General features: G+C 46.3%; 15 protein-coding genes, 9 tRNA genes and 6 rRNA genes. All 30 read right to left on the bottom strand.

Annotated elements, in window-relative coordinates:
- Positions 1 to 6 precede the first annotated feature (6 nt).
- Positions 7 to 468 (bottom strand): CtsR family transcriptional regulator, encoded by a 462-nt coding sequence (locus ACXAF2_RS12430; RefSeq protein WP_148971217.1) that lies wholly within the window; start codon positions 466 to 468, stop codon positions 7 to 9.
- Between the two features lie 630 nt (positions 469 to 1,098).
- Positions 1,099 to 1,215, bottom strand: a 5S ribosomal RNA gene (rrf, locus tag ACXAF2_RS12425).
- 102 nt (positions 1,216 to 1,317) lie between these two features.
- Positions 1,318 to 4,253: ribosomal RNA gene (locus tag ACXAF2_RS12420) — 23S ribosomal RNA — on the bottom strand.
- Positions 4,254 to 4,451: 198 nt separating this feature from the next.
- Positions 4,452 to 6,003: ribosomal RNA gene (locus tag ACXAF2_RS12415) — 16S ribosomal RNA — on the bottom strand.
- A gap of 164 nt (positions 6,004 to 6,167) precedes the next feature.
- Positions 6,168 to 6,243: transfer RNA gene (locus ACXAF2_RS12410), tRNA-Ala, on the bottom strand.
- 8 nt (positions 6,244 to 6,251) lie between these two features.
- Positions 6,252 to 6,328 (bottom strand) — tRNA-Pro (locus ACXAF2_RS12405).
- A gap of 7 nt (positions 6,329 to 6,335) precedes the next feature.
- Positions 6,336 to 6,412: transfer RNA gene (locus tag ACXAF2_RS12400), tRNA-Arg, on the bottom strand.
- A 56-nt stretch (positions 6,413 to 6,468) separates the two neighbouring features.
- Positions 6,469 to 6,557: transfer RNA gene (locus tag ACXAF2_RS12395), tRNA-Leu, on the bottom strand.
- 5 nt (positions 6,558 to 6,562) lie between these two features.
- Positions 6,563 to 6,637, bottom strand: a tRNA-Gly gene (locus ACXAF2_RS12390).
- A 9-nt stretch (positions 6,638 to 6,646) separates the two neighbouring features.
- Positions 6,647 to 6,731 (bottom strand) — tRNA-Leu (locus ACXAF2_RS12385).
- 53 nt (positions 6,732 to 6,784) lie between these two features.
- Positions 6,785 to 6,860: transfer RNA gene (locus tag ACXAF2_RS12380), tRNA-Lys, on the bottom strand.
- Positions 6,861 to 6,895: 35 nt separating this feature from the next.
- Positions 6,896 to 6,971: transfer RNA gene (locus ACXAF2_RS12375), tRNA-Thr, on the bottom strand.
- Positions 6,972 to 7,095: 124 nt separating this feature from the next.
- Positions 7,096 to 7,171: transfer RNA gene (locus ACXAF2_RS12370), tRNA-Val, on the bottom strand.
- A 12-nt stretch (positions 7,172 to 7,183) separates the two neighbouring features.
- Positions 7,184 to 7,300: ribosomal RNA gene (gene rrf, locus ACXAF2_RS12365) — 5S ribosomal RNA — on the bottom strand.
- A 101-nt stretch (positions 7,301 to 7,401) separates the two neighbouring features.
- Positions 7,402 to 10,337: ribosomal RNA gene (locus ACXAF2_RS12360) — 23S ribosomal RNA — on the bottom strand.
- A 221-nt stretch (positions 10,338 to 10,558) separates the two neighbouring features.
- Positions 10,559 to 12,110: ribosomal RNA gene (locus ACXAF2_RS12355) — 16S ribosomal RNA — on the bottom strand.
- The 16S, 23S and 5S rRNA genes sit together here with 9 tRNA genes alongside, the layout of an rRNA operon.
- Before the next feature lie 440 nt (positions 12,111 to 12,550).
- Positions 12,551 to 14,047 (bottom strand): lysine--tRNA ligase, encoded by a 1,497-nt coding sequence (lysS, locus tag ACXAF2_RS12350; protein ID WP_475138992.1) that lies wholly within the window; start codon positions 14,045 to 14,047, stop codon positions 12,551 to 12,553.
- A 238-nt stretch (positions 14,048 to 14,285) separates the two neighbouring features.
- Complete coding sequence (locus ACXAF2_RS12345) at positions 14,286 to 14,510, bottom strand: helix-turn-helix domain-containing protein (RefSeq protein ID WP_475138991.1); 225 nt, start codon at positions 14,508 to 14,510, stop codon at positions 14,286 to 14,288.
- Positions 14,462 to 14,986: a 2-amino-4-hydroxy-6-hydroxymethyldihydropteridine diphosphokinase gene (gene folK / locus ACXAF2_RS12340; RefSeq protein WP_475138989.1), complete on the bottom strand. Its 525-nt coding sequence runs from the start codon at positions 14,984 to 14,986 to the stop codon at positions 14,462 to 14,464. Before folK ends, ACXAF2_RS12345 begins: the two co-directional genes overlap by 49 nt.
- 1 nt (position 14,987) lies before the next feature.
- Positions 14,988 to 15,347: a dihydroneopterin aldolase gene (gene folB / locus ACXAF2_RS12335; protein WP_148971404.1), complete on the bottom strand. Its 360-nt coding sequence runs from the start codon at positions 15,345 to 15,347 to the stop codon at positions 14,988 to 14,990.
- The gene (folP, locus tag ACXAF2_RS12330) at positions 15,340 to 16,161 is read right to left on the bottom strand and encodes a dihydropteroate synthase (protein ID WP_475138988.1); all 822 of its coding nucleotides are present in this window, start codon (positions 16,159 to 16,161) and stop codon (positions 15,340 to 15,342) included. Before folP ends, folB begins: the two co-directional genes overlap by 8 nt.
- A 16-nt stretch (positions 16,162 to 16,177) precedes the next feature.
- Positions 16,178 to 17,035, bottom strand: a complete 858-nt coding sequence (gene pabC, locus ACXAF2_RS12325; RefSeq protein WP_475138987.1) for an aminodeoxychorismate lyase — start codon at positions 17,033 to 17,035, stop codon at positions 16,178 to 16,180.
- Entirely contained in the window at positions 17,036 to 17,623 is a 588-nt protein-coding gene (pabA, locus tag ACXAF2_RS12320) for an aminodeoxychorismate/anthranilate synthase component II (protein WP_475138985.1), read from the bottom strand.
- The gene (gene pabB / locus ACXAF2_RS12315; RefSeq protein ID WP_475138984.1) at positions 17,620 to 19,023 is read right to left on the bottom strand and encodes an aminodeoxychorismate synthase, component I; all 1,404 of its coding nucleotides are present in this window, start codon (positions 19,021 to 19,023) and stop codon (positions 17,620 to 17,622) included. Before pabB ends, pabA begins: the two co-directional genes overlap by 4 nt.
- A 202-nt stretch (positions 19,024 to 19,225) precedes the next feature.
- A complete protein-coding gene (cysK, locus tag ACXAF2_RS12310) occupies positions 19,226 to 20,155 on the bottom strand; it encodes a cysteine synthase A (RefSeq protein WP_475138983.1) in 930 nt (309 codons plus the stop codon).
- A 276-nt stretch (positions 20,156 to 20,431) separates the two neighbouring features.
- Positions 20,432 to 21,313 (bottom strand): peptidyl-prolyl cis-trans isomerase, encoded by an 882-nt coding sequence (locus ACXAF2_RS12305; protein WP_475138981.1) that lies wholly within the window; start codon positions 21,311 to 21,313, stop codon positions 20,432 to 20,434.
- 25 nt (positions 21,314 to 21,338) lie between these two features.
- Entirely contained in the window at positions 21,339 to 22,220 is an 882-nt protein-coding gene (hslO, locus tag ACXAF2_RS12300; protein WP_475138980.1) for an Hsp33 family molecular chaperone HslO, read from the bottom strand.
- A 19-nt stretch (positions 22,221 to 22,239) separates the two neighbouring features.
- Positions 22,240 to 23,007, bottom strand: coding sequence for a type III pantothenate kinase (locus ACXAF2_RS12295; protein WP_172655809.1), 768 nt, complete (start codon positions 23,005 to 23,007; stop codon positions 22,240 to 22,242).
- 154 nt (positions 23,008 to 23,161) lie between these two features.
- Positions 23,162 to 25,123, bottom strand: a complete 1,962-nt coding sequence (gene ftsH, locus ACXAF2_RS12290) for an ATP-dependent zinc metalloprotease FtsH (RefSeq protein WP_475138978.1) — start codon at positions 25,121 to 25,123, stop codon at positions 23,162 to 23,164.
- A gap of 102 nt (positions 25,124 to 25,225) precedes the next feature.
- Positions 25,226 to 25,774, bottom strand: a complete 549-nt coding sequence (gene hpt, locus ACXAF2_RS12285; RefSeq protein ID WP_034762998.1) for a hypoxanthine phosphoribosyltransferase — start codon at positions 25,772 to 25,774, stop codon at positions 25,226 to 25,228.
- Between the last annotated feature and the right edge of the window lie 3 nt (positions 25,775 to 25,777).

Below are 25,777 nucleotides of genomic sequence, written 5' to 3'. Positions count from 1 at the left end.
CAAAACTTACTCATATTTCAATGTATCCAGCATGGCCCTGAGCATTCTTCCCCTCAATACATCCCGTTCAGGTAAATCTACCATGATCACCGAGCGGTCCATTACGCTCAGCATAATCTTCGCTTCCCGCTCAGAAATAATATCCTCTTCCACTAACCGAAACACAATATCTGCCGCCGTATTCTGACTGATGGTTTGTGTTATTAAAGCTACTAGTTGATCAATAAGATGAACTTGATCGTGGGCCTTCACCTTCATGATTCTTATGTAGCCCCCGCCACCTCGTTTACTTTCTACTACATACCCTCGTTCTATCGTGAAACGGGTATTGATCACATAATTAATTTGAGAAGGAACACATTGAAACTTATCAGCGATCTCGCTTCTTTTAATCTCGACTATCTCACTTTCACTCAGTTCTAAAACATTCTTTAAATAACGTTCAATGATGTCGGATATGTTCCTCATCAAACCTCCTCCTCATTTTGACTTTGACTATATTTGACTATAATTATACAACCGTGTTTTAAACTTTGCAATTATGAAGTATGACCTTAGAAGTTTTCCTGTTTTAGGAAGGTTTTAAACGTGGGAATGTAAGATTGTTGGATAGAAATAAGGAATTGGGGCATTGGGAGTATGATGTTTTGTTTGTGAATTGTGGTGGGAGTTGATTATAGGGATAGAGGAAGAGAGGGCTTATTTGTGATGTGATGGAGGAAGAGTAGAAATTTATTACTTTGGATGGATCCTTTTAGAAAGGTTGTGGCTATTTGGGGGATCAGCTAAGGAAAGTGCTTTATTTTGTATCAAAGCTGGGAGTTTTCAGGGGTGAACTAAGTGTTAATAGTCGAGGATTCGCGGTAATTGCGTCGTTTTCGGTTGTTATTGCGTCATCATTTTATTTAATGCGTCTTTTTAGACCTTTATTGCGTCTTTTTTTTATTTAATGCGTCTTTTTCCATATTAGAACACCAAGACTCTGCTTCATCTAAGGTTAACTGTATAGAGATAGGAGCTTGGATTCACCGTCCAACACCGTTTCTGATGAAAAAACAAAAAAGAGCAGCCCCTAAGAGCTACTCTTTCTTCACATTCGCCTGGCGACGTCCTACTCTCACAGGGGGAGATCCCCCAACTACCATCGGCGCTGAAGAGCTTAACTTCCGTGTTCGGCATGGGAACGGGTGTGACCTCTTCGCCATTGTCACCAGACGACTATTCAATTGAAGGGTTGTTCCTTCAAAACTAGATAAAGAATTGATGTCAAGAAAGCCGAATACCGACCAATTGTTGTTCATTTCAAAATGACTCTTTGTGGTTAAGTCCTCGATCGATTAGTATCAGTCAACTCCACATGTCGCCATGCTTCCATCTCTGACCTATCTACCTAGTCATCTTCTAGGGATCTTACTCACATACGTGATGGGAAATCTCATCTCGAGGGGGGCTTCATGCTTAGATGCTTTCAGCACTTATCCCTTCCGCACATAGCTACCCAGCGATGCCTTTGGCAAGACAACTGGTACACCAGCGGTGCGTCCATCCCGGTCCTCTCGTACTAAGGACAGCTCCTCTCAAATTTCCTGCGCCCACGACGGATAGGGACCGAACTGTCTCACGACGTTCTGAACCCAGCTCGCGTACCGCTTTAATGGGCGAACAGCCCAACCCTTGGGACCGACTACAGCCCCAGGATGCGATGAGCCGACATCGAGGTGCCAAACCTCCCCGTCGATGTGGACTCTTGGGGGAGATAAGCCTGTTATCCCCGGGGTAGCTTTTATCCGTTGAGCGATGGCCCTTCCATGCGGAACCACCGGATCACTAAGCCCGACTTTCGTCCCTGCTCGACTTGTAGGTCTCGCAGTCAAGCTCCCTTGTGCCTTTACACTCTGCGAATGATTTCCAACCATTCTGAGGGAACCTTTGGGCGCCTCCGTTACTCTTTAGGAGGCGACCGCCCCAGTCAAACTGCCCACCTGACACTGTCTCCCACCCCGATAAGGGGCGCGGGTTAGAATTTCAATACAGCCAGGGTAGTATCCCACCGATGCCTCCACCGAAGCTGGCGCTCCGGCTTCCAAGGCTCCTACCTATCCTGTACAAGCTGTACCAAAATTCAATATCAGGCTACAGTAAAGCTCCACGGGGTCTTTCCGTCCTGTCGCGGGTAACCTGCATCTTCACAGGTACTATAATTTCACCGAGTCTCTCGTTGAGACAGTGCCCAGATCGTTACGCCTTTCGTGCGGGTCGGAACTTACCCGACAAGGAATTTCGCTACCTTAGGACCGTTATAGTTACGGCCGCCGTTTACTGGGGCTTCGATTCGCACCTTCGCTTGCGCTAAGCACTCCTCTTAACCTTCCAGCACCGGGCAGGCGTCAGCCCCTATACTTCGCCTTACGGCTTCGCAGAGACCTGTGTTTTTGCTAAACAGTCGCCTGGGCCTATTCACTGCGGCTCTCTCGGGCTTGCACCCTACCAGAGCACCCCTTCTCCCGAAGTTACGGGGTCATTTTGCCGAGTTCCTTAACGAGAGTTCTCTCGCTCACCTTAGGATTCTCTCCTCGCCTACCTGTGTCGGTTTGCGGTACGGGCACCTTTTTCCTCGCTAGAGGCTTTTCTTGGCAGTGTGGAATCAGGAACTTCGCTACTATAATTCGCTCGCTATCACAGCTCAGCCTTCGCGATGATGGGATTTGCCTCATCATCAGCCTAACTGCTTAGACGCACATATCCAGCAGTGCGCTTACCCTATCCTCCTGCGTCCCCCCATTGCTCAAACGGAAAAGAGGTGGTACAGGAATATCAACCTGTTGTCCATCGTCTACGCCTATCGGCCTCGACTTAGGTCCCGACTAACCCTGAGCGGACGAGCCTTCCTCAGGAAACCTTAGGCATTCGGTGGATGGGATTCTCACCCATCTTTCGCTACTCATACCGGCATTCTCACTTCTAAGCACTCCACCAGTCCTTACGGTCTAGCTTCGCAGTCCTTAGAACGCTCTCCTACCACTGACACCTAGAGGTGTCAATCCACAGCTTCGGTGATACGTTTAGCCCCGGTACATTTTCGGCGCAGAGTCACTCGACCAGTGAGCTATTACGCACTCTTTAAATGGTGGCTGCTTCTAAGCCAACATCCTGGTTGTCTAAGCAACTCCACATCCTTTTCCACTTAACGTATACTTTGGGACCTTAGCTGGTGGTCTGGGCTGTTTCCCTTTCGACTACGGATCTTATCACTCGCAGTCTGACTCCCATGGATAAGTCTTTGGCATTCGGAGTTTGTCTGAATTCGGTAACCCGATGAGGGCCCCTAGTCCAAACAGTGCTCTACCTCCAAGACTCTTACACATGAGGCTAGCCCTAAAGCTATTTCGGAGAGAACCAGCTATCTCCAAGTTCGATTGGAATTTCTCCGCTACCCACACCTCATCCCCGCACTTTTCAACGTGCGTGGGTTCGGACCTCCATTCAGTGTTACCTGAACTTCATCCTGGACATGGGTAGATCACCTGGTTTCGGGTCTACGACCACATACTCAATTCGCCCTATTCAGACTCGCTTTCGCTGCGGCTCCGTCTCATCGACTTAACCTTGCATGGGATCGTAACTCGCCGGTTCATTCTACAAAAGGCACGCCATCACCCGTTAACGGGCTCTGACTACTTGTAGGCACACGGTTTCAGGTTCTATTTCACTCCCCTTCCGGGGTGCTTTTCACCTTTCCCTCACGGTACTGGTTCACTATCGGTCACTAGGGAGTATTTAGCCTTGGGAGATGGTCCTCCCAGCTTCCGACGGGATTTCACGTGTCCCGCCGTACTCAGGATCCACTCAAGAGGGAATGAAGTTTCAACTACAGGGTTGTTACCTTCTTTGACGAGCCTTTCCAGACTTCTTCGTCTACTTCATTCCTTTGTAACTCCGTATAGAGTGTCCTACAACCCCAAGAGGCAAGCCTCTTGGTTTGGGCTACATCCCGTTTCGCTCGCCGCTACTCAGGGAATCGCAATTGCTTTCTCTTCCTCCAGGTACTTAGATGTTTCAGTTCCCTGGGTCTGCCTTCCATACTCTATGTATTCAAGTAAGGATATTGTTCCATTACGAACAATGGGTTCCCCCATTCGGAAATCTCTGGATCAAAGCTCACTTACAGCTCCCCAAAGCATATCGGTGTTAGTCCCGTCCTTCGTCGGCTCCTAGTGCCAAGGCATCCACCGTGCGCCCTTCATAACTTAACCGAATTGGTTGTTACATCAGGTTTAAAACCTAAAATGGCGATACTCGGTAATTTCTTGACTATCAATTATATCTTTATCTAGTTTTCAAAGAACAAACACATTTTGATCTCGTAAGAGACAAAAAGTTTTGATGGATATCAAACCATCAAAACTGAACAAAACTTCGACTTGTCAAACGTTTAGTTAAATCTTCCTTAGAAAGGAGGTGATCCAGCCGCACCTTCCGATACGGCTACCTTGTTACGACTTCACCCCAATCATCTGTCCCACCTTAGGCGGCTGGCTCCAAAAGGTTACCTCACCGACTTCGGGTGTTACAAACTCTCGTGGTGTGACGGGCGGTGTGTACAAGGCCCGGGAACGTATTCACCGCGGCATGCTGATCCGCGATTACTAGCGATTCCAGCTTCATGTAGGCGAGTTGCAGCCTACAATCCGAACTGAGAACGGTTTTATGGGATTGGCTAAACCTCGCGGTCTTGCTGCCCTTTGTACCGTCCATTGTAGCACGTGTGTAGCCCAGGTCATAAGGGGCATGATGATTTGACGTCATCCCCACCTTCCTCCGGTTTGTCACCGGCAGTCATCTTAGAGTGCCCAACTGAATGCTGGCAACTAAGATCAAGGGTTGCGCTCGTTGCGGGACTTAACCCAACATCTCACGACACGAGCTGACGACAACCATGCACCACCTGTCACTCTGTCCCCCGAAGGGGAAAGCCCTATCTCTAGGGTTGTCAGAGGATGTCAAGACCTGGTAAGGTTCTTCGCGTTGCTTCGAATTAAACCACATGCTCCACCGCTTGTGCGGGCCCCCGTCAATTCCTTTGAGTTTCAGTCTTGCGACCGTACTCCCCAGGCGGAGTGCTTAATGCGTTAGCTGCAGCACTAAGGGGCGGAAACCCCCTAACACTTAGCACTCATCGTTTACGGCGTGGACTACCAGGGTATCTAATCCTGTTTGCTCCCCACGCTTTCGCGCCTCAGTGTCAGTTACAGACCAGAAAGTCGCCTTCGCCACTGGTGTTCCTCCAAATATCTACGCATTTCACCGCTACACTTGGAATTCCACTTTCCTCTTCTGCACTCAAGTCCCCCAGTTTCCAATGACCCTCCACGGTTGAGCCGTGGGCTTTCACATCAGACTTAAGGAACCACCTGCGCGCGCTTTACGCCCAATAATTCCGGACAACGCTTGCCACCTACGTATTACCGCGGCTGCTGGCACGTAGTTAGCCGTGGCTTTCTGGTTAGGTACCGTCAAGGTACCGCCCTATTCGAACGGTACTTGTTCTTCCCTAACAACAGAGTTTTACGATCCGAAAACCTTCATCACTCACGCGGCGTTGCTCCGTCAGACTTTCGTCCATTGCGGAAGATTCCCTACTGCTGCCTCCCGTAGGAGTCTGGGCCGTGTCTCAGTCCCAGTGTGGCCGATCACCCTCTCAGGTCGGCTACGCATCGTCGCCTTGGTGAGCCGTTACCTCACCAACTAGCTAATGCGCCGCGGGTCCATCTGTAAGTGATAGCTAAAAGCCACCTTTCAACATTTCCTCATGCGAGGAAATGAGTTATCCGGTATTAGCCCCGGTTTCCCGGAGTTATCCCAGTCTTACAGGCAGGTTACCCACGTGTTACTCACCCGTCCGCCGCTGACTGATGGGAGCAAGCTCCCATCAATCCGCTCGACTTGCATGTATTAGGCACGCCGCCAGCGTTCGTCCTGAGCCAGGATCAAACTCTCCGATAAAAGTTTGAATAGCTCTTTAAAAACAAATCTAGAATTAACGTTGACGTATTGTCTTGTTTTGTTCAGTTTTCAAGGTTCAATGTGTAAATGCTTCTGTTTGAAGCGACTTGATTATCATATCATTTACACCCGGTAGGTGTCAATGACTTTTTTAAAAAACTTTTTGGTGGAGCCTAGCGGGATCGAACCGCTGACCTCCTGCGTGCAAAGCAGGCGCTCTCCCAGCTGAGCTAAGGCCCCAAATAAGGTGGTCGGGAAGACAGGATTCGAACCTGCGACCCCTTGGTCCCAAACCAAGTGCTCTACCAAGCTGAGCTACTTCCCGAAATATATGGCGCGCCCGAGAGGAGTCGAACCCCTAACCTTTTGATCCGTAGTCAAACGCTCTATCCAATTGAGCTACGGGCGCTAAACAATTCATTAAACACTAAACAAGGAAAGTTATTTTGCTGAAGCAAAAAACTTTGGTGCCGAGGACCGGAATCGAACCGGTACGGTAGTCACCTACCGCAGGATTTTAAGTCCTGTGCGTCTGCCAGTTCCGCCACCCCGGCTAGTCTGGAGCGGAAGACGGGATTCGAACCCGCGACCCCCACCTTGGCAAGGTGGTGTTCTACCACTGAACTACTTCCGCGAACTATAATGGTGCGGGTGAAGGGACTTGAACCCCCACGCCTTGCGGCGCCAGATCCTAAGTCTGGTGCGTCTGCCAATTCCGCCACACCCGCATGGTGTTTTGCTGTTGCAAAACGATAAGATATTTTGCGCAAACAAAAATCTATGGTGAGCCATGAAGGATTCGAACCTTCGACCCTCTGATTAAAAGTCAGATGCTCTACCAACTGAGCTAATGGCTCTCAAAATAAAAAAACGAGACAAAATAAAAAAACAATGGTGCCGGCAAGAGGACTTGAACCCCCAACCTACTGATTACAAGTCAGTTGCTCTACCAGTTGAGCTACACCGGCATATTTAATTGGTTTGCTTTTAGATGAAGACTACTTATTGGAAAGTTGTTTCACTGAAGCAGTTCAAGGAAAGATATTTTACTAGTGCAATTTACTGTAGTTTACTTCATTTTCATAAAGAACATGGTGGAGGATGACGGGATCGAACCGCCGACCCTCTGCTTGTAAGGCAGATGCTCTCCCAGCTGAGCTAATCCTCCGTAATATATATCGCCTGGCGACGTCCTACTCTCACAGGGGGAGATCCCCCAACTACCATCGGCGCTGAAGAGCTTAACTTCCGTGTTCGGCATGGGAACGGGTGTGACCTCTTCGCCATTGTCACCAGACAATATTCAATTGAAGGGTTGTTCCTTCAAAACTAGATAAAGAATTGATGTCAAGAAAGCCGAATACCGACCAATTGTTGTTCATTTTAAAATGACTCTTTGTGGTTAAGTCCTCGATCGATTAGTATCAGTCAACTCCACATGTCGCCATGCTTCCATCTCTGACCTATCTACCTAGTCATCTTCTAGGGATCTTACTCACATACGTGATGGGAAATCTCATCTCGAGGGGGGCTTCATGCTTAGATGCTTTCAGCACTTATCCCTTCCGCACATAGCTACCCAGCGATGCCTTTGGCAAGACAACTGGTACACCAGCGGTGCGTCCATCCCGGTCCTCTCGTACTAAGGACAGCTCCTCTCAAATTTCCTGCGCCCACGACGGATAGGGACCGAACTGTCTCACGACGTTCTGAACCCAGCTCGCGTACCGCTTTAATGGGCGAACAGCCCAACCCTTGGGACCGACTACAGCCCCAGGATGCGATGAGCCGACATCGAGGTGCCAAACCTCCCCGTCGATGTGGACTCTTGGGGGAGATAAGCCTGTTATCCCCGGGGTAGCTTTTATCCGTTGAGCGATGGCCCTTCCATGCGGAACCACCGGATCACTAAGCCCGACTTTCGTCCCTGCTCGACTTGTAGGTCTCGCAGTCAAGCTCCCTTGTGCCTTTACACTCTGCGAATGATTTCCAACCATTCTGAGGGAACCTTTGGGCGCCTCCGTTACTCTTTAGGAGGCGACCGCCCCAGTCAAACTGCCCACCTGACACTGTCTCCCACCCCGATAAGGGGCGCGGGTTAGAATTTCAATACAGCCAGGGTAGTATCCCACCGATGCCTCCACCGAAGCTGGCGCTCCGGCTTCCAAGGCTCCTACCTATCCTGTACAAGCTGTACCAAAATTCAATATCAGGCTACAGTAAAGCTCCACGGGGTCTTTCCGTCCTGTCGCGGGTAACCTGCATCTTCACAGGTACTATAATTTCACCGAGTCTCTCGTTGAGACAGTGCCCAGATCGTTACGCCTTTCGTGCGGGTCGGAACTTACCCGACAAGGAATTTCGCTACCTTAGGACCGTTATAGTTACGGCCGCCGTTTACTGGGGCTTCGATTCGCACCTTCGCTTGCGCTAAGCACTCCTCTTAACCTTCCAGCACCGGGCAGGCGTCAGCCCCTATACTTCGCCTTACGGCTTCGCAGAGACCTGTGTTTTTGCTAAACAGTCGCCTGGGCCTATTCACTGCGGCTCTCTCGGGCTTGCACCCTACCAGAGCACCCCTTCTCCCGAAGTTACGGGGTCATTTTGCCGAGTTCCTTAACGAGAGTTCTCTCGCTCACCTTAGGATTCTCTCCTCGCCTACCTGTGTCGGTTTGCGGTACGGGCACCTTTTTCCTCGCTAGAGGCTTTTCTTGGCAGTGTGGAATCAGGAACTTCGCTACTATAATTCGCTCGCTATCACAGCTCAGCCTTCGCGATGATGGGATTTGCCTCATCATCAGCCTAACTGCTTAGACGCACATATCCAGCAGTGCGCTTACCCTATCCTCCTGCGTCCCCCCATTGCTCAAACGGAAAAGAGGTGGTACAGGAATATCAACCTGTTGTCCATCGTCTACGCCTATCGGCCTCGACTTAGGTCCCGACTAACCCTGAGCGGACGAGCCTTCCTCAGGAAACCTTAGGCATTCGGTGGATGGGATTCTCACCCATCTTTCGCTACTCATACCGGCATTCTCACTTCTAAGCACTCCACCAGTCCTTACGGTCTAGCTTCGCAGTCCTTAGAACGCTCTCCTACCACTGACACCTAGAGGTGTCAATCCACAGCTTCGGTGATACGTTTAGCCCCGGTACATTTTCGGCGCAGAGTCACTCGACCAGTGAGCTATTACGCACTCTTTAAATGGTGGCTGCTTCTAAGCCAACATCCTGGTTGTCTAAGCAACTCCACATCCTTTTCCACTTAACGTATACTTTGGGACCTTAGCTGGTGGTCTGGGCTGTTTCCCTTTCGACTACGGATCTTATCACTCGCAGTCTGACTCCCATGGATAAGTCTTTGGCATTCGGAGTTTGTCTGAATTCGGTAACCCGATGAGGGCCCCTAGTCCAAACAGTGCTCTACCTCCAAGACTCTTACACATGAGGCTAGCCCTAAAGCTATTTCGGAGAGAACCAGCTATCTCCAAGTTCGATTGGAATTTCTCCGCTACCCACACCTCATCCCCGCACTTTTCAACGTGCGTGGGTTCGGACCTCCATTCAGTGTTACCTGAACTTCATCCTGGACATGGGTAGATCACCTGGTTTCGGGTCTACGACCACATACTCAATTCGCCCTATTCAGACTCGCTTTCGCTGCGGCTCCGTCTCATCGACTTAACCTTGCATGGGATCGTAACTCGCCGGTTCATTCTACAAAAGGCACGCCATCACCCGTTAACGGGCTCTGACTACTTGTAGGCACACGGTTTCAGGTTCTATTTCACTCCCCTTCCGGGGTGCTTTTCACCTTTCCCTCACGGTACTGGTTCACTATCGGTCACTAGGGAGTATTTAGCCTTGGGAGATGGTCCTCCCAGCTTCCGACGGGATTTCACGTGTCCCGCCGTACTCAGGATCCACTCAAGAGGGAATGAAGTTTCAACTACAGGGTTGTTACCTTCTTTGACGAGCCTTTCCAGACTTCTTCGTCTACTTCATTCCTTTGTAACTCCGTATAGAGTGTCCTACAACCCCAAGAGGCAAGCCTCTTGGTTTGGGCTACATCCCGTTTCGCTCGCCGCTACTCAGGGAATCGCAATTGCTTTCTCTTCCTCCAGGTACTTAGATGTTTCAGTTCCCTGGGTCTGCCTTCCATACTCTATGTATTCAAGTAAGGATATTGTTCCATTACGAACAATGGGTTCCCCCATTCGGAAATCTCTGGATCAAAGCTCACTTACAGCTCCCCAAAGCATATCGGTGTTAGTCCCGTCCTTCGTCGGCTCCTAGTGCCAAGGCATCCACCGTGCGCCCTTCATAACTTAACCGAATTGGTTGTTACATCAGGTTTAAAACCTAAAATGGCGATACTCGGTAATTTCTTGACTATCAATTATATCTTTATCTAGTTTTCAAAGAACAAACACATTTTGATCTCGTAAGAGACAATATGGAAGGATATTTTGCTTTCGCAAAAATCCCTGATGGTTGAACCATCAAAACTGAACAAAACTTCGACTGTCAAACGTTTTAGTTAAATCTTCCTTAGAAAGGAGGTGATCCAGCCGCACCTTCCGATACGGCTACCTTGTTACGACTTCACCCCAATCATCTGTCCCACCTTAGGCGGCTGGCTCCAAAAGGTTACCTCACCGACTTCGGGTGTTACAAACTCTCGTGGTGTGACGGGCGGTGTGTACAAGGCCCGGGAACGTATTCACCGCGGCATGCTGATCCGCGATTACTAGCGATTCCAGCTTCATGTAGGCGAGTTGCAGCCTACAATCCGAACTGAGAACGGTTTTATGGGATTGGCTAAACCTCGCGGTCTTGCTGCCCTTTGTACCGTCCATTGTAGCACGTGTGTAGCCCAGGTCATAAGGGGCATGATGATTTGACGTCATCCCCACCTTCCTCCGGTTTGTCACCGGCAGTCATCTTAGAGTGCCCAACTGAATGCTGGCAACTAAGATCAAGGGTTGCGCTCGTTGCGGGACTTAACCCAACATCTCACGACACGAGCTGACGACAACCATGCACCACCTGTCACTCTGTCCCCCGAAGGGGAAAGCCCTATCTCTAGGGTTGTCAGAGGATGTCAAGACCTGGTAAGGTTCTTCGCGTTGCTTCGAATTAAACCACATGCTCCACCGCTTGTGCGGGCCCCCGTCAATTCCTTTGAGTTTCAGTCTTGCGACCGTACTCCCCAGGCGGAGTGCTTAATGCGTTAGCTGCAGCACTAAGGGGCGGAAACCCCCTAACACTTAGCACTCATCGTTTACGGCGTGGACTACCAGGGTATCTAATCCTGTTTGCTCCCCACGCTTTCGCGCCTCAGTGTCAGTTACAGACCAGAAAGTCGCCTTCGCCACTGGTGTTCCTCCAAATATCTACGCATTTCACCGCTACACTTGGAATTCCACTTTCCTCTTCTGCACTCAAGTCCCCCAGTTTCCAATGACCCTCCACGGTTGAGCCGTGGGCTTTCACATCAGACTTAAGGAACCACCTGCGCGCGCTTTACGCCCAATAATTCCGGACAACGCTTGCCACCTACGTATTACCGCGGCTGCTGGCACGTAGTTAGCCGTGGCTTTCTGGTTAGGTACCGTCAAGGTACCGCCCTATTCGAACGGTACTTGTTCTTCCCTAACAACAGAGTTTTACGATCCGAAAACCTTCATCACTCACGCGGCGTTGCTCCGTCAGACTTTCGTCCATTGCGGAAGATTCCCTACTGCTGCCTCCCGTAGGAGTCTGGGCCGTGTCTCAGTCCCAGTGTGGCCGATCACCCTCTCAGGTCGGCTACGCATCGTCGCCTTGGTGAGCCGTTACCTCACCAACTAGCTAATGCGCCGCGGGTCCATCTGTAAGTGATAGCTAAAAGCCACCTTTCAACATTTCCTCATGCGAGGAAATGAGTTATCCGGTATTAGCCCCGGTTTCCCGGAGTTATCCCAGTCTTACAGGCAGGTTACCCACGTGTTACTCACCCGTCCGCCGCTGACTGATGGGAGCAAGCTCCCATCAATCCGCTCGACTTGCATGTATTAGGCACGCCGCCAGCGTTCGTCCTGAGCCAGGATCAAACTCTCCGATAAAAGTTTGAATAGCTCTTTAAAAATAAATCTAGAATTAACGTTGACGTATTGTCTTGTTTTGTTCAGTTTTCAAGGTTCAATGTGTAAGTGCTTCTGTTTGAAGCGACCCTTTAAATATTACATTACCGACTCGTTTAAGTCAATAACTTTTTTTAAAAAGTTTTTATTAAGTTTGTCGCGTTTTGCGGCAACAGATAATACTATACCACCTTCTAAATATGGGCGCAATAGATTTTTCAAATCTTTTTCATCAGCTATACATTATAAGACAAAAGACATTCGTTTCATTCTTTTTACCGTAATTTTTTTGTTCGAATAAGATGCCTTTAGACCTAATTGGTGAATCTGACTTTATTTCTCCGGATTATTATCTACCATCATTCGATTAACATTCAAAAAAAAGCAGGAGCATTGAGCCCCCGCTGTTCTTTAACACACGATTAATCACGATGACGCATTAATGGGAATAGTAAAACGTCCCGAATAGATGGAGAGTTGGTTAACAGCATAACAAGTCTGTCGATACCGATACCAAGACCACCTGTTGGCGGCATACCATATTCAAGAGCCTCGATGAAATCATTATCCATCATGTGGGCTTCGTCGTTTCCTTCTTCTCTTTCTTTCAGTTGCGCTTCGAAACGTTCTCTTTGATCGATTGGATCATTAAGCTCCGTGAAGGCATTCGCGTGTTCACGTCCGACGATGAATAACTCAAAACGATCTGTGAATCGTGGATCTTCATCATTTTTCTTGGCGAGTGGAGAAATTTCCACCGGATGACCATAGATGAATGTTGGCTGAATAAGCTTATCTTCCACTTTTTGTTCGAAGAATTCATTTACCACATGACCGTATTGCATATTGTCTTTGATTTCGATGCCGTGTTCTTTCGCAAGGGCACGTGCTTCTTCATCGGACATTTCTTTCCAGAAATCCACACCAGTCTGTTCTTTAACGGCGTCAACCATGTGAAGGCGGGTCCACTGTGGCTCCAGGTTTATTTCATAATCTGCATACTGAACCGTGGTAGAACCGAATACATCCTTCGCAATATGAGCTACAAGATTTTCAGTAAGAGCCATGATATCACGGTAATCTGCGTATGCTTCGTAAAGCTCGATCATCGTGAACTCAGGGTTATGCCTTGTAGACACACCTTCGTTACGGAATACACGTCCGATTTCGTATACTTTTTCAAGTCCACCAACAATCAGGCGCTTTAAGTGCAGCTCGATTGCGATACGCATGAATAATGGCATATCAAGAGCGTTGTGATGTGTATTGAATGGACGGGCAGATGCTCCCCCTGCGATGGCATGCATCATTGGTGTTTCTACTTCTAAGTAACCGTTGTTATCCAGGTATCTTCTCATGGATTGGATGATACGACTGCGGGCGATGAACGTCTCTTTGCTTTCCTGGCTTGTGATTAGATCCAGGTAACGTTGACGATAGCGCTGCTCTACGTCTTTTAAACCATGGAACTTCTCAGGCAATGGGCGCAGTGCTTTCGTTAGAAGGTGGAATTCTTTCGCTTTTACTGAAAGCTCTCCCACTTTTGTTTTAAAAATTGTACCTGTAACCCCTACGATATCTCCGAGGTCTGCTGTATTGAATAGTTCGTATGCTTCTTCACCGATCGCATCTTTACGAACATAGATTTGAACTTGTCCAGCTAAGTCCTGCAGGTGGGCGAATCCCGCTTTCCCTTTTCCACGCTTTGTCATGATACGACCTGCGATGGTAACAGCAATATCTTTCTCTTCTAGTTCTTCTTTAGAAAATTCATCGAATTGAGATTTGATCTCGGATGAACTGTGAGTACGATCATAGCGTTTGCCGAATGGATCAAGTCCCTTATCACGGATTGATTCCATTTTTTCGCGTCTTACTCGAAGCTGGTCATTGATTTCTTCGTGACTCATGTGTTTCACTCCTATTCTATCTTCTTGCTTTACTAGACTAATACGATTATATACCATACTATTTTACACAATATCTATGTTTGTAACACCCCTAAAGTATGAGTTATTTCAGAAACGTACTTCGGAGAGTTAAATAGAGGTTGAAAAAATCTAAAAAAGGCCGATCCAACCTGGTGACAGAGTCACGAATTGGTTCCAGCCTTTTCTAGAATAACATAAAAGGATATACAGGTGAATTAACCGGCGTTCACTCACTACGTTCAGATTCTTCATGAGGGATCAGCTCATGCAGTGGTATGTTCAATACTTCTGCAACGTTCACTAAGAAATCTTCTTTCGGTATCCGACTGCCTCTCTCCACTTCTCCAAGGACCGAAACAGAGATGGAAAGTTCCTTGGCCAAACCTTCCTGAGTATACCCTTTCAGCTTTCTGAATGCACGAATGCGTCTTCCCCATTTATCTGTTTCCATAACCGAACTCCTTCTTTGTCAGGTATTTCGTCCAGAAATTCAACGAACGGGGCATTAAAAGATGGATGCTCTAAACGTGGAGCAACCTCTAATAACGGGATTAACACAAATGCTCTTTCTTGCATCCTCGGGTGAGGAATGAGGAGATTCTCTGATTCAATATTTTCTTGATTATAGAGTAAAATATCAAGGTCTATTATTCGCGGACCCCATTTGAACTCCCTTTCTCTTCCAAGGTCAATTTCCACCTGCAAGCACTGATGTAATAGAGTTTCTGGACTTAGACTGGTACGAATTTCGATGACCATATTCAAAAAATTACCTTGTTCTGTAAATCCTACTGGATCTGTTTCATACATAGAGGATCGATTCGTTACCTCTATCTTACCATGACTACCTAAAATGTTTATGGCTTTTTCTAAATAACCCGCCCTGTCTCCCTTATTGGAACCAAGTGAAATGTATGCAGTATTCATCCTATCGACTCCTATTAATCTCCACCGCCACCGATTGGTAATGTCCAGGAATAGGTGGATCAGGCTTGATTAGTGTAATTTTACAACTCTCTACGACTTGGAATGTTTCTAAGATCCGGGAAGAGATGTCTTCAGCGACTGCTTCCACTAAATTCTTCGGTTCTCCACAGACAACAGATTTGGTGATGGAATAGATCTCCGCATAGTTTACGGAGTCCTCAAGCTGATCACTTTGGCCGGACTTCTTTAAATCTAAATGCAACTCTACGCTAACTCGAAAACGTTGTCCAAGTTTGTTTTCTTCCTGGAATACACCATGATAGCCGTAAAACTCCATTTCGTTCAATAGAATCTTATCCATACAATTTCTCCTTTCCAACGAGGGCGTCCATCATTTTCGCCATCCGTGCCATTTCCTTAACATCATGAACACGTACGATGTGACACCCTTTTTGAATCCCGTAGCATACCGTGGCACCTGTGCCTTCCATCCGTTCCTCTACGGGAAGGTCGAGCACATGTCCAATGATAGATTTCCGTGACGTTCCCAAGAGGACAGGATATCCTAGTGAAACAAGAACATCCAAGTTTCTCATCATTTCGATATTTAATTGTACTGTTTTGGCAAACCCGATGCCAGGATCCAGGATGATTTGTTCGTCTTTCACCCCTGCATCTTTTACCAGGAAGATACTTTCCTGCAAATCTTGTATAGCATCCCGAACGAAGTGGCTATATCCCTTGTCGTCCCGGTTATGCATGAGAATAATCGGGACACCCGTTTCTGCCGCTACTTGTGCCATTTCAGGATCCTTTTTCGCACCCCATACATCGTTAATGATGCTTGCTCCAGCTTCGAGAGCTTTCCGTGCCGTCTCTGCTTTATATGTGTCGATGGAGATTGGTACGTTCACTTCTTGGGAGATCGCCTCTATTATCGGAACGACTCGTGAAATTTCTTCATCAGCAGGTACGACCTCGTGTCCTGGTCTGGTGGACTCTCCGCCGATGTCAATGATGTCTGCCCCCATCTCAACCATTTCTTTCGCACGCTCTACAGCCCGGTCCAATTCATTGAACGAACCACCGTCCGAGAATGAATCAGGTGTGATATTTAAAATCCCCATAATAAGAGTTTTCTCTGAAAAGTTAAGTTCATATTTCCCGCACTTCATTGCTCGACTCCCCCTGCTATAATTCCTTAATTGAATTCAACTGTGCTGTATACTTGCTGTATTGATCATGAAGCAGCCTTGTAAACTCTCCATCTCGTCCGGGGAAATTCACAGAGTCGATTTTGTTTACCGGTATGATCTCTTGCACAGAATTCGTAAAGAAAACCTCATGAGCATCCAGTAATTGGCCTTTCCCGAACATTCCTTCACGGACCGGCATCTGCATTCGATCCGAAAGGGCAAGGATGAACTGACGCGTTATCCCGTTTAGGAGCCCTGTCCCTACAGCTGGTGTATACAATTCTGCGTCTTTTACCCAGAAAAGATTGGACGTTATCCCTTCACAGAGATGGCCTTCTTTTGTAAGGAATATCCCTTCCTGGTGAGGGGATGGTCCAATTTCCCGTTTAGCCGCCATATTGTTCAGGTAATGATGGGATTTCAATCGTTCCCCTGTCTCCGGTGTGTTTCTTCTTAACTGAAGCAGCACACCTTCTTTTTCTATTAATGGCAAAGAAGGAGGCAATTCTTTTTGAAAAAGGATCACCGTCGCATCCTCATAAGGGGTCGTTTGTAACCCTATTTCCCCAGCCCCACCGGATACATTGAACCGGCAATATGCATCCTTCAAGCCATTTTTATTTAAAAGGGTTGTGATTGCATTCCTGATCTTTTCTTCATCCAGGTCTGCTGCAATATTCAATTCCTTTAATCCATGAGAAAGCCTCTTCAAATGATCCTTTAGCAAAAACGGATGACCATCATACGTCCGAAAGGTTTCAAACACGCCCAACCCATATAAATATCCGTGATCGTAAGGGGAAATGACCGCCTCTGATGCATGAACGATTTCTCCGTTAAGATATAGGTACATTTATAAAACCATCTCAATTTTTTTATATGTCGTTAAAAAGTTAAGGAGCAGCTGTTTCCCTTGTTCCGTCATGATGGATTCCGGATGGAACTGCACCCCTTCGATCGGCAGCTGTTTATGACGGATCGCCATGATCTCCCCTTCTTTCGTTTCGGCTGAAATGTCAAAGCATTGAGGAAGGGTTTCTCTTTTAACGATCAGGGAGTGGTACCTTGTTGCCACGAAAGGATTGGGCATGTCTTTGAAAATGGTTTCCCCATCATGGATCATGGGTGAGACCTTTCCATGCATTAACCGTTCTGCGCGAACAACATCCCCTCCGAAGACCTGGGCAATCGATTGGTGACCCAGGCACACGCCGAAAATCGGAATCTTTCCGGCAAAGGTTCTGATCGCCTCAAGGCTCACACCCGCTTCATTCGGACTGCACGGCCCCGGAGAAATCATCAGGTAATCCGGAGACAATGCCTCAATCTCATCTAATGTGATCTCGTCATTTCGTTTCACGATCAGCTCTTCCCCTAGCTCTCCTAAAAATTGCACAAGATTATAGGTGAATGAATCGTAGTTATCAATCATGAGAATCATAGGGTTTCTCCTTCCGCCCTGGCTTTCGCTACCCAAAGGGCTTTCGCTTTCTTCAAGGATTCTTTGTATTCATACTTAGGATTGGAATCAATCACGACTCCCGCACCCGCTTGAATATGGGCTTTTCCTTCTTTCACAAGCATCGTCCGAATGACGATATTCAGCTCCATATCTCCATTGACGCCAATCCAGCCTATGGACCCTGTGTAAATCCCTCTTCTAACCGGCTCGAGTTCTTCGATGATTTCCATCGTTCTCACCTTAGGGGCTCCGGTAATCGTTCCACCAGGGAAAACAGATCGAATGAGGTCCGCTCCCGTTTTCGTTTCATCTAGTGTTCCTCTTACATTTGAAACAATGTGCATCACGTGGGAGTATTTTTCGATGACCATGAACTCATTGACTTCAACTGTACCGTATTGGCAAACCCTGCCTAAGTCGTTTCGCTCCAAGTCCACAAGCATCACGTGCTCTGCTCTTTCTTTTTCATTATTGATCAGTTCAAGAGCAAGTTTCTCATCTTCTTCAGCATTTATTCCCCGGGAGCGTGTACCTGCAATCGGTCTTGTACTTACTTCAGTTCCTTTTTTCTTCACCAGTAATTCCGGTGACCCTGAAACAATTTGAAAATCCGGGCTATGAATGTAGCTCATGTAAGGCGAGGGATTTAATTCTCGAAGCTTTTTATATACCGTGTATGGCTCAGCCTTCAATTCTTGAGATTGTCGGACGGATAAATTCACCTGAAACACATCACCCTGAGAGATATAGGATTGGATTTGTTTTACGGCCTCTGAGAATTCTTCTTCATCCATCGATACTTCGATGCCTGCTGTCTCGTGTTTCCCAGGATCCTCCTCACATTCCATTAGTGAAGAAATAGCATTTGTCCAAGAGGAAGTCCATCTTGATAGCTTATTCTCGGCAGATTCCGTTTCTCCATCAGAAAGAATCATCGTCCATAAGATGTTTTCCTGATGATCGAAGACCACCCATTCCTTCAGGTAATAGAAATAAAGGTCCGGAATTTCCAGATCATCCCGCCCCAAAGCGGGAAGTCTCTCAATGTTTCTTGCATAATCATAACTAAGAAACCCGATCACGCCTCCCTGGAAATCAGGAAGATCTTCTCTTCTTTCCATACGAAGCGGCAACATCCACTTCTCCATTTGAATCAACGGGTCTCCATTTATCGTTTTAACTCCCGAAGAGTCTTGTATGCGCAACCCTTCCGAAACACTTTGTATAATGACGTCAGGTTGTAGTCCAGCAACGCTATATCGTCCACCCCGTCCACTTTCTAACAATATATGATGTGATTGATGTTGACTAAGTTGTTCGTACGCTGCAAAAAATTGTTCTTTGGTTGAATGGTTCTTATGGAAATATAGGTGCTGCACTGACCCTTCACACTCCTATTCTTTATCTCCTTTCATGATACATGAACTTCGGGCAGGTTTCATCGTTAAAAACTTGAAATTATGTGAGGGGGATGGTGGAGCGGGGATTGAATCTTGAAGGGGACTATTCCAATGAGAGTTTCAACAGATTAACAAAAAACGGACCCTGAAGAATTCATTCTTCAGGGTCCGTCTCTTATTATTATTCTTCATCAAATTGGTAAAGAGGAGTACTTAAATAGCGTTCTCCGTTACTAGGGATGATGGCAAGAACTTTCTTCCCCTTCCCTAACTTCTTCGCCACTTCAACAGCTGCATAGATGGCTGCCCCAGAAGAAATCCCGCCCAGGATCCCCTCTTCTTTAGCTGCTCTTCTTGCATAGTCGAAAGCCGCATCTTTTTCAACTTGAATGACATGATTATATACATCCGTATCCAAGATTTCAGGGATAAACCCGGCACCGATTCCTTGGATTTTATGAGGACCAGGTTTTCCTCCTGATAACACAGGTGAATCTGAAGGTTCCACGGCATAGAGCTCGATTGATGGGTAATGCTTCTTCAGTACTTCCCCTGCGCCTGTAATCGTACCCCCTGTTCCAATACCAGCAATGAATGCATCCAGTTGATCGCCCATTTGTTCGACGATCTCAGGTCCGGTTGTTTCTCTATGCACCTTCGGGTTGGCTGTATTTTTGAATTGCTGTGGCATGAAATAGCCTTTTTCATTCGCTAACTCTTCAGCTTTGCGAATGGCGCCTCCCATTCCTTCAGCTCCTGGCGTTAATACTAATTCTGCACCGTACGCACGTAACAGGTTGCGTCTCTCCATACTCATTGTATCAGGCATGACCAGTAAAGCACGGTATCCTTTTGCGGCAGCTACCATCGCTAAACCAATACCGGTATTTCCACTCGTGGGCTCAACAATCGTGTCCCCGGGTTTAATCGTACCTTCTTCTTCCCCTGCTTCAATCATCGCTAATGCGATACGATCCTTTACCGAGCTTCCCGGGTTCATATATTCTAATTTCAAGTAAACATCTGCACTATTTTCATCTACTAATCGATTCAGTTTTACCACCGGAGTCTGACCTATTAATTCCGAAATTGAATTGGCTACTCTCACCATTCATTCATCACTCCTAATTCCAAGTAAATTTGTTGGTTTTTTAAAAATGTAACAATATTCAATAAATTTGTCAATTAAAAAGCCTACACAATGTTCACCCCACACGACCTTGGTCTGGGGTGTATCATCCATCCCCCATGCTCCCTTTATGTTTGTCGGATGAGACCAAATTGCCTCTACTCTAGGTTATATGTATGCATACTTCATTTATCCTATGTTTCGTTAAAAAGTGTCTCTCTATGTAAAAGAAGCTGACCTTTAATTGGCCAGCCCCCTCTAGTTCTGTTTTCCGTAAAACCAGTCCACTTCAACCTCTTTCCAAAAGGACTCGGGCTGCAGTGGTGTTTCTACTTGCTCTAAAGCAATTTGTCTGCGAATTTGAGACTTTACATCTTTGAACGAAAAATGTCTTTCTTGCAAAACATCGTCTACATAATAAATAACGTATTCTGAATCCTCTCGAATCGGTTTTGTCCATTCACCCGGGGAGAGAGACTCTATTTCTTCTGACGCTTCTGAAGATAGGAAATCTCCACTAAGAGGAACATACCCAATGTCTCCCCCTAAATGAGCACTTTGCTCATCACTTGAACGCTCCATGGCCAACGCTTCAAAGTCAGAGCCTGCTTCAAGCTCTTCCAATGCTTGCGCTGCTTCTGATTGATCAGCCACCTTCAGCTGCTTCAGCTTATACATTTTAGAAATAGAGTACAGATGCTCGTTTTGATTATAGAAGCTCTTCAACTCTTTTTCATGAACTTGGACATCCTTCGTGAGAAGTTCCTCTAATAACAATTCAGATCTGATTTGAGCCTTTAGTGAATCTTCTTCTTCAAGATTTTCCTCATTGTGGGCATTATAAACAGATTGTATGAAATAATATTCCTGCTCTACTTCTTTATCCGATACGGAGATATCATATTTCTTCGCTAATTGGTCAATCACTTGTTGATTGATCAATGCCTTCAACTCTTCTTTGCCATGTTTTTGCTCTAGGGTATACAACCAGTCCTCCCGGGTAATTGACTCTCCGCCGACCGTTGCCACAACTTCGGGTGTACCACTTCCCTCCGAAGAGCGATTCCACAAGAGTGTAATGATGTTTGTGACAAGTAGTACCCCGACCATAACCATGAGTACAGACCGTTTAATTCTCATTTCTCCCATTCTCCCTGAATCTGATTTACTGCTTTGCGTTTGCTTTCAGTTCTTCTAATTCTTCTTTAGAAAACACATACGTTTCATTACAGAAGTGACAGCTTGCTTCTGCACTTCCATCTTCATCAATCATTTCTTGAATTTCCTGCTCCCCTAAGCTGATGATGGCATTCGAAAAACGTTCTTTATTACACTGACATTTAAATGCCACGGGAAGCGTTTCAAGTACTTTGACTTCCCCTTTACCAAGTACCTCTTCTAATACCTCTTCAGGTGTGAGTCCCTTTTCAATTAATTTTGAGATCGGAGGGATTTTAGCCAGGCGTTCCTCAATCTTCGTAATCGTTTCATCATCCGTTCCCGGCATTAGCTGCAGGATAAATCCACCTGCTGCAAGAATTGAATTATCAGGGTTCACCAGCACACCTACACCTACAGAAGAAGGCACCTGTTCTGAAGTGACGAAGTAATACGTGAAGTCCTCTCCAAGTTCTCCTGATACAATCGGAACCTGACCGGAGAAATGATCTCTCATGCCGATATCTTTTACAATCGATAACGTTCCGGTTGTACCAACTGCACGACGGACATCGAGTTTCCCTTGCTCGTTCAAATCGAAGTGTACATGCGGGTTGGTCACATAACCTCTGACCTCCCCTTTTGCATTACTATCTACAAGAATGGCGCCGATCGGGCCACCGCCCTCTACTTTGATCGTTAATTTATTTTCACCTTTCAGCATTGCCCCCATCATCACTCCGGCACTAATGCTTCTGCCTAATGCCGCTGATGCAGTCGGCCATGTTCCATGTCTTCTTTGTGCTTCTCCTACTGTATCCGTGCTTTTCACTGCATAAGCACGAACCTGGCCATCATAGGCCAACGCTTTTACTAAATAGTCGCTCATGGTTGAAGCTCCTTTCACTTTAGTTCATGTTTCTCTTGTAGATTAATTTTAATCCTTTTAATGTCAGGAAGGGATCTACGACGTCAATGCTGTTGGATTCTTTGGAAATCAATGTTGCTAACCCTCCCGTAGCAATGACAGTTGGTTCCTTCTTACTTTGTGCTTTCATTCTTTGAACGATACCTTCTACTTGTCCAACATATCCATATAGAATACCCGCTTGCATAGCCGTTACGGTATTCTTGCCAATGATGTGCTCAGGACGGGCAATTTCAATCCTTGGCAATTTAGCAGCCTTGGAGTACAGGGCTTCTGTTGAAATGCCGATTCCAGGCGCAATCGCACCACCCATATATTGTCTTTCCTCATTGATATAGCAATACGTCGTCGCTGTACCGAAGTCGACAATAATGAGAGGACCACCGTACTCGTGAATACCAGCGACAGCATTGACGATTCGATCCGCTCCGACTTCCCTTGGGTTTTCATACTTGATATTTAAGCCGGTTTTTATACCAGGACCCACGACGAGGGGAGTAATATTAAAATACTTCTCACACATACGTTCCAAACTAAACATAATTGGAGGGACCACGGAGGAAATGATGATTCCGTCAATCTCGTCAAACGTCAGCTTCACATGCTCGAACAGGTTCTTCACAAGCATTCCAAACTCATCTTCCGTTTTATGTCGATTCGTTTCAGCTCTCCAATGATATTTTAAATGGTCATTTTCATACACACCAAACACAATATTGGTATTCCCTACATCCATTACAAAAATCAATATCCTCACCTACTAAGCCAATTGTTTTCACACTGCCAACATCATACCATAATTTATTTAGAATAGGTACAAAAGCGGAACCGGCTTGGTCAGACCCAAGCATATAATCAAAATAAAAAAAGGATGCACCCATAAATGGATGCATCCCTCAATATTATGTGCGATCTGAGTTAGAATCGTCTTCTTTTGAAGCCGTATCTTCTTCGATCACGTTTTCTTCATTTTTCTTTTGGATATTTACTTTCACGTCACTATTTTCCTGGTCGGATTCATAGATACGTTCCGGTAGTTTACCGTGATCCATTAAATGCTTGATTTGTGCCGCATCCAATGTTTCGATGTCTAATAATGTTTTCGCAATGAGTTCAAGCTTGTCGCGATTTTCAGTAAGAATTCGCTTCGCTCTCTCGTAGCTCTCTTTGATTAGACGCTGCATTTCTAAGTCAATTTCGTATGCGATGGCATCTGAATAGTTTTGCTCACTATTGATGTCGCGTCCCAAGAACACTTGACCACCTTGAGATTGGCCGAACTGAAGTGGTCCAAGCTTATCACTCATACCATATTCAGTGACCATTTTACGTGCGATTCCAGTTGCACGTTGGAAGTCATTGTGAGCACCGGTTGATACATCACCGAAGATGATTTCCTCTGCTACACGACCACCAAGTAATCCTGTAATCTTATCAAGAAGCTCAGGTTTCGTCATAAAGTAACGATCTTCTTTCGGAAGCATAACGGCATATCCGCCTGCTTGCCCACGAGGGACGATGGTCACCTTATGTACCATATCTGCTTCATCAAGGACTAATCCGATAACGGTGTGACCCGCTTCATGGAAAGCCACGATTTTACGTTCTTTTTCAGATATGACGCGGCTCTTCTTAGCAGGACCTGCAATGACACGGTCTGTTGCTTCATCAATATCACGCATATCGATTTTCTTCTTATCCTCACGAGCTGCCACAAGAGCTGCTTCGTTCAGAAGGTTTTCTAAATCGGCACCAGAGAAGCCTGGCGTCCTCATAGCTATCGCTTTTAGATCCACTGAATCATCAAGCGGTTTATTATGCGAATGAACTTTAAGAACCGCTTCACGTCCTTTAAGGTCTGGACGGTCTACTGTAATCTGACGGTCGAAACGTCCTGGACGTAATAGTGCCGGATCCAGAATGTCTGGTCGGTTTGTAGCAGCGACGATGATAATACCTTCGTTAGCTCCAAAACCATCCATTTCAACTAGTAACTGGTTAAGGGTTTGTTCACGCTCATCGTGACCTCCACCCAAACCTGCTCCACGTTGACGACCGACTGCATCAATCTCATCAATGAAAATGATACAAGGTGCATTCTTCTTTGCATTTTCGAATAAATCACGTACACGAGATGCACCGACACCGACAAACATTTCAACGAAGTCGGAACCACTGATTGAGAAGAAAGGAACTCCCGCTTCTCCAGCCACTGCTCGTGCAAGTAGGGTTTTACCTGTACCCGGAGGTCCTACCAGAAGGACACCCTTTGGAATACGGGCACCCACTTCAGAGAATTTGCGTGGATCCTTTAAGAATTCCACTACCTCTACAAGTTCTTGCTTCTCTTCATCTGCACCCGCTACATCTTTAAAGCGAACTTTCTTCTTCTCTTCGCTGTATAGCTTTGCTTTGCTTTTCCCAAAGTTCATGACACGGCTTCCGCCGCCTTGAGCCTGGTTAAGTAAGAAGAAGAACAGAATAAAGATAATGACAAATGGAATGATCGTTGTAAAGAAAGATACCCAGCCGCTAGTTTCTTTGGCTTGTAATACTTCCACATCAATTCCTTGCTCTGATGCTGCCGTATTGATCTTCTCCATTAACTTTCCATCTGTAGTAAGGACATAGGTTAAGAAGTACTCTCCTTCTTTAGCCCCTTCCATCTGTCCTTTTACTTCATAAACGCCCCTGCCGGGCTGAATTGAAAAAGAAGAAACGTCTCCGTCTTCAAGGTTATTAATAAACGTACTGTACTCGATATTTTTGGTTGGCTCGTTGTTGTTACTGAAATAACTCACCACACCTATAATCACTAAAAAGACCAGTAAATAGAATATGGTGTTTCGAAAGATCCGGTTCATCCCTTACCTCCTCCCACGGTAAACAAACTAAGTAAAATAGTATCATAGAAAATCATGGCATTACAACAAATTGCACTTACAAGATTCCTCTTTAGATTATACTTATTCTCCTGTTGTATACACTCTTGGTTTTAAAACTCCGATATACGGCAGATTACGGTATCTTTCAGCGTAATCCAGACCATATCCGACGACGAACTCGTCAGGAACAATAAAGCCCACATAGTCCGCTTTGATATCAGCTTTACGTCCAGTCGGCTTGTCAAGCAGCGTGACAATGCTGATGGATTTCGCTTTACGATAACGGAATAGCTCCACCAGGTAACTTAATGTCAGACCACTGTCGATGATATCTTCAATGATCAGGATATCCCGACCTTCAACTTTTGTATCTAAATCTTTCACAATCTTTACTTCTCCTGAAGAGACAGTAGAGTTCCCGTAGCTGGATACATCCATGAAATCCATTTCCATATGAGTATCCATACGTTTACAAAGGTCGGCCATGAATGGCATTGCACCCTTTAAAACTCCAATTGCCAAAGGAAAACGGTCTTGATATTCCTCTGTTAATTGTGCACCTAATGCTTTAATCTTTTCTTGAAGTTCTTCTTCTGAAATTAACACTTTTTCAATATCTTGGTTTAACAATGT

This window comes from Rossellomorea sp. ABR4_004 (assembly GCF_056159585.1).
Note: the sequence above shows the minus strand (reverse complement) of the source record. Positions and strands in the feature narration are given on the sequence as shown.